This is a genomic window from Streptomyces sp. MB09-01 (assembly GCF_033794505.1).
In the GTDB taxonomy this organism is placed as follows: domain Bacteria; phylum Actinomycetota; class Actinomycetes; order Streptomycetales; family Streptomycetaceae; genus Streptomyces.
Genome location: NZ_JARAYQ010000400.1, coordinates 1 through 5,294 on the forward strand (window position 1 = coordinate 1; position 5,294 = coordinate 5,294).

The following is a 5,294-nucleotide window of genomic DNA, read 5'->3' on the forward strand; positions in this document are numbered from 1 at the left end:
CCCACGGACCCCGCGCACGTGACCGACCACACCACCCACAAGCGCCCCCGAGCCCCGACAATGGCGGTGTGATCACTTCGCCGCCACGAAGCAGCACGCCGGACGACGCAACGGAGCGACGCGGCCGGGAGGGGCACCCCACGCGCCCCGCCCACCGCCGGGGCCCCGAGGCCTCGCCGTACGTCGACCTCACCCGCGCCGAGTGGAGCGCCCTGCGCGAGCGGACCCCGCTGCCGCTGACCGCCGACGAGGTGGAACGGCTGCGCGGCCTCGGCGACGTCATCGACCTCGACGAGGTCCGCGACGTCTACCTGCCGCTCTCCCGCCTCCTCAACCTCTACGTCGGCGCCACCAGCAACCTCCGCGGCACCCTGAACACCTTCCTCGGGGACGCGGGCAACGGCCACGGCGCCCAGCAGGGCACGCCCTTCGTCATAGGGGTCGCCGGTTCGGTCGCCGTCGGCAAGTCCACCGTGGCCCGCCTCCTGCAGGCCCTCCTCGCCCGCTGGCCCGAGCACCCGCGCGTGGAGCTGGTCACCACCGACGGGTTCCTGTATCCGATGAAGGAGCTCCAGCGGCGCGGGCTCACCTCCCGCAAGGGTTTCCCGGAGTCCTACGACCGCCGCGCGCTCACCCGCTTCGTCGCCGACATCAAGGCCGGGAAGGACGAGGTCAGGGCCCCGGTCTACTCGCACCTGATCTACGACATCGTCCCCGGCGAGGAGCTCGTCGTCCGCCGCCCGGACATCCTCATCGTCGAGGGCCTCAACGTGCTCCAGCCGGCCCTCCCCGGCACGGACGGCCGCACCCGCGTCGCCCTCGCCGACTACTTCGACTTCAGCGTGTACGTGGACGCGCGCCCCGAGGACATCGAGCGCTGGTACCTCAACCGTTTCCGGAAGCTGCGCGCGACCGCCTTCCAGAATCCCTTCTCCTACTTCCGCAAGTACACCCAGGTCTCCGAGGAGGAGGCCATGGAGTACGCGCAGACGATGTGGCGGACGATCAACAAGCCCAACCTGCTGGAGAACGTGGCGCCCACCCGGGGCCGCGCCACCCTCGTCGTCCGCAAGGGTCCGGACCACAAGGTGCAGAAGCTGAGCCTCCGCAAGCTCTGATCCCCGCGTGGCGGCTAGGGTGCGGGCATGTTGCATCTGCGGATGATCACCCCGCACCACCTCACGGAGCGGGTGGTGGAGCTGGTCGACCACACGGTCGGCACCACCCACCTGGTCGTACTGACCGGCGCGGCCCGCAACCCCGACGGTGACCTCGTGCTGTGCGACGTCGCCCGCGAGGCCGCCGACGAGCTCCTCCAGGAGATGCGCCGCCTCGGCATCGACAAGAGCGGCTCCATCGCCGTGGAGAACATCGACCTGTCCATCTCCAGACGGGCCGACGACGCGGAGGCGGAGGCGCCGGGCGAGGCCGCGGACGCGGTGATCTGGGAGCAGCTGGCCGAGGCGACCCACGAGGAGTCCACCCTCACGATCACCTACGCCGCCTTCATGATCGTCGCGACGATGATCGCGGCCTGCGGTGTGGTGCTGGACAACGCGATCCTGATCGTGGGCGCCATGGCGGTCGGCCCGGAGTTCGGGCCGCTCGCCGGCATCTGCACGGGCCTGGTGCAGCGCCGGCCGCGGCTCGCCGGGCGTTCCCTCTTCGCCCTGGTGACCGGCTTCGCGGCGGCGATCGTGGCGACGACGGTCTTCAGCCTGGGGATGGACGCGCTCGACCTGTTCCACGAGGGGATGCTCGACGACCCCCGGCCGAACACCAGCTTCATCTGGCAGCCCGACCCCTTCTCCTTCGTCGTGGCGCTGCTCGCCGGCGTGGCCGGGATGCTGTCGCTGACGTCGGCGAAGGCCGGTGCGCTGGTCGGCGTGGCGATCTCCGTCACCACCGTCCCGGCGGGCGCGAATGCCGCGGTGGCCCTCAGTTACGGGGACCTGGCCCAGATGTGGGGATCGGCCGCCCAGCTGGCGCTCAACCTGGGCGGCATCATCCTCTCCGGCACGCTCACCCTGATCGCCTGGAAATTGCTGTGGCGCACCCAGCAGGGCCGGATGATCCGGAAGCCGGGTGCGCCAGGCGTGGCGAACGGCGGGGGTTAGCCCAGCGCCGATTTCACGACGTCCGCGAGCCGGCCGGCGACCGCGCGGGCCTGCTCGATGTCGGCGGCCTCGACCATCACCCGTACGAGCGGCTCCGTGCCGGAGGGCCGGAGCAGCACCCGTCCGGTGGTGCCCAGCTCGCGCTCGGCGTCGGCCACGGCCGCCGCCAGCTCCGCGGAGGTGGTGACCCGGGACTTGTCCACGTCGGGAACGTTGACCAGCACCTGCGGCAGCCGCTGCATGACGCCCGCCAGCTCGGCGAGGGACCTGCCGGTGGCCGCGACCCGCGCCGCCAGCAGCAGGCCGGTCAGCGTGCCGTCGCCGGTCGTCGCGTGGTCGAGGATGATCACGTGGCCGGACTGCTCGCCGCCGAGCGCGTAGCCGTGCTCCTTCATCGACTCCAGCACGTACCGGTCGCCGACCCCGGTCTGCACGACCTGGATGCCTTCGCCCTCCATGGCCAGCTTGAAGCCCAGGTTGGACATCACGGTGCCGACCACGGTGTTCTCGCGCAGCTGGCCCGCCTCGCGCATGGCCAGCGCCAGCACCGCGAGGATCTGGTCGCCGTCGACCTCCGCGCCGGTGCCGTCCACGGCCAGGCAGCGGTCGGCGTCGCCGTCGTGCGCGATGCCGAAGTCGGCGCCGTGCTCGATGACGGCCGCCTTGAGCAGGCCGAGGTGGGTGGAGCCGCAGCCATCGTTGATGTTCAGGCCGTCCGGCTCGGCGCCGATCGTGACGATCTCCGCGCCGGCCCGGGCGAAGGCCTCGGGCGAGACGTACGCGGCCGCGCCGTGGGCCTCGTCCAGGACGATCTTCAGCCCGTCGAGGCGGTTGGGGAGGACGCCGATGAGGTGGGCGACGTACTTCTCGAAGCCCTCGGTGTAGTCGGAGACCCGGCCGACGCCTGAGCCGGTGGGCCGGTCCCAGGGAGCGCCGGTGCGGTGCTCCTCGTAGACGGACTCGATGCGGTCCTCCAGCTCGTCGGCGAGCTTGTGGCCGCCGCGCGCGAAGAACTTGATGCCGTTGTCGGGCATGGCGTTGTGGCTGGCGGAGAGCATCACGCCGAGGTCGGCACCCAGCGCACCGGTGAGATACGCCACCGCCGGGGTGGGCAGCACACCGACGCGCAGGACGTCCACGCCCGCGCTCGCGAGGCCGGCCACGACCGCGGCCTCGAGGAATTCGCCGGAGGCCCGGGGGTCCCGGCCGACCACGGCCGTCGCCCGGTGGCCCGCGAAGGTGCCCGCTTCGGCCAGTACGTGGGCAGCCGCCACGGAGAGGCCGAGCGCGAGCTCCGCCGTCAGATCCGCGTTGGCAACGCCGCGTACACCGTCCGTCCCGAAGAGTCGTCCCACTGTTGTCCTCCCGAGTTTCCGCATCGCTTTGCGACCGCTTGTGACAGGTATTTGCCGCTTGTGGCGGTAAACGAACCGCCCCGGCAGCACAGAGAGTGCTGCCGGGGCGGTTTCGTTGCAGAACAGCAGGCGCAGATTAACGCTTGCTGTACTGCGGAGCCTTACGGGCCTTCTTGAGACCGGCCTTCTTGCGCTCGACCGCACGGTCGTCGCGGGAGAGGAAGCCGGCCTTCTTCAGCGCCGGGCGGTTGTTGTCCACGTCCGCCTCGTTCAGCGCACGGGCCACGCCGAGGCGCAGGGCGCCGGCCTGGCCGGAGACGCCGCCACCCGCGATGCGGGCGATGATGTCGTAGCGGTTGTCGAGCTCGAGCAGCTTGAACGGCTCGTTGACTTCCTGCTGGTGCACCTTGTTGGGGAAGTAGTCCTCAAGGGTGCGACCGTTGATCTTCCACTTGCCGGTGCCCGGAACGATCCGGACGCGGGCGATGGCGTTCTTGCGACGGCCCAGGCCGGCAGCCGGCTGGGGGTCGCCGAAGCGACCGGCAAGGGACTCGGAGGTGTAGTCGCCCTCGACTACGGCCTCGGACTCGCTGGTGTACTCCTCGACGTTGCCCTCGAACTCTTCGACGGTCGTCTCGGCGGTGGTCTCGGCCACGATGCTCCTCAGAATTTTCTACGTCTTAGGGGGTGGCCGGAACTACTGCGCGACCTGGGTGATCTCGAACGGCACCGGCTGCTGGGCAGCGTGGGGGTGCTGGTCGCCCGAGTAGACCTTCAGCTTCGAGAGCATCTGACGGCCCAGGGTGTTCTTGGGGAGCATGCCCTTGATGGCCTTCTCGACGGCCTTCTCCGGGTTGTTCGCCAGGAGGTCGTCGTAGCGCACGGAGCGGAGACCGCCCGGGTAGCCCGAGTGGCGGTACGCCATCTTCTGGGACGCCTTGTTGCCGGACAGGTGAACCTTGTCGGCGTTGACGATGATGACGAAGTCGCCCATGTCCATGTGGGGGGCGTAAGTCGGCTTGTGCTTGCCCCGCAGGAGGGCAGCGGCCTGGGTCGCCAGACGGCCGAGGACAACGTCCTGGGCGTCGATGACGAGCCACTGGCGCGAGATGTCGCCGGGCTTGGGGCTGAACGTACGCACGCGTATGCCTTCGCTTCTTCAGTGGTGGTATCCCAAGGGCGCTAGCCCCATGGGAAGGTCCTGACAGGGTCACCACGGACGATCACGACAGCCCTCATTCACAACGGGGACGCAACCCGTGTGAACTGCTGGTCATCGGTCCGGTGGACCGGCGCAAGGCCTTTCACGTGAGAATGAGAAAGCCAATACGCATAACAAACCAGCAGGATACCCAAGCAGACCCGTACGGGTCAAAACGCGGTCCGCGATGCCGATTCTGCTGGCGTCGCGGCGCACTCCGGTTCGGTCCTGGGTGGGGACCCCGCAGTTGTTACGGGCTCCAGAATAACCCGACCTGAGCGCAGCGCACGACGCGCCAGCAGAATCGCGAGTCCGCACAGGGTGGCGCAGTCCTTGAAGGCGCGCCGCTTGTGGGCCAGTTCCGAAGGCCACGGGACCAGGGCCACCTGGGGCGTCAGAGCCAGCCAGAACCAGGGCGAGCGGGGAATCGAGCCCGGCCGCACCGCCGAGGCCAGCAGCAGCGGCAGCACCACCAGCAGGTAGTGGTCGAAGGAGGGCCGCGACACCAGGAATGCGGCGAGCATCACCATGCAGGCGGTCTCCACCAGGCGCAGCTCCCCCCGGTCGGTATCGTCCTGCCGGCGCCACCGCACCCAGGCCGCCCACAGACCGCCCCCCGCC

Annotated in this window: 5 protein-coding genes and 1 pseudogene; 2 read left to right on the top strand and 4 right to left on the bottom strand. The window is 69.9% G+C overall.

The window, feature by feature from the left end:
* The first annotated feature begins 68 nt into the window (after window positions 1-68).
* Together coaA and PV721_RS40930 are read left to right on the top strand one after the other, a co-directional pair.
* Window positions 69-1,118 (top strand): type I pantothenate kinase, encoded by a 1,050-nt coding sequence (coaA, locus tag PV721_RS40925; protein ID WP_319733602.1) that lies wholly within the window; start codon window positions 69-71, stop codon window positions 1,116-1,118.
* A gap of 27 nt (window positions 1,119-1,145) precedes the next feature.
* Window positions 1,146-2,117 (top strand): DUF389 domain-containing protein, encoded by a 972-nt coding sequence (locus PV721_RS40930; protein ID WP_319733604.1) that lies wholly within the window; start codon window positions 1,146-1,148, stop codon window positions 2,115-2,117.
* Here the strand turns inward: PV721_RS40930 and glmM are convergent.
* From glmM to PV721_RS40950, 4 genes and pseudogenes are all read right to left on the bottom strand, one after another.
* Window positions 2,114-3,472: a phosphoglucosamine mutase gene (gene glmM / locus PV721_RS40935; RefSeq protein ID WP_319733606.1), complete on the bottom strand. Its 1,359-nt coding sequence runs from the start codon at window positions 3,470-3,472 to the stop codon at window positions 2,114-2,116. The two genes, PV721_RS40930 and glmM, sit on opposite strands and share 4 nt — an antisense overlap.
* A 136-nt stretch (window positions 3,473-3,608) precedes the next feature.
* The gene (gene rpsI / locus PV721_RS40940) at window positions 3,609-4,127 is read right to left on the bottom strand and encodes a 30S ribosomal protein S9 (protein WP_319733608.1); all 519 of its coding nucleotides are present in this window, start codon (window positions 4,125-4,127) and stop codon (window positions 3,609-3,611) included.
* 42 nt (window positions 4,128-4,169) lie between these two features.
* Window positions 4,170-4,613, bottom strand: a complete 444-nt coding sequence (gene rplM, locus PV721_RS40945; protein ID WP_008739660.1) for a 50S ribosomal protein L13 — start codon at window positions 4,611-4,613, stop codon at window positions 4,170-4,172.
* Between the two features lie 230 nt (window positions 4,614-4,843).
* Window positions 4,844-5,294 (bottom strand): annotated as a pseudogene (locus PV721_RS40950) (hypothetical protein); the annotation flags it as partial.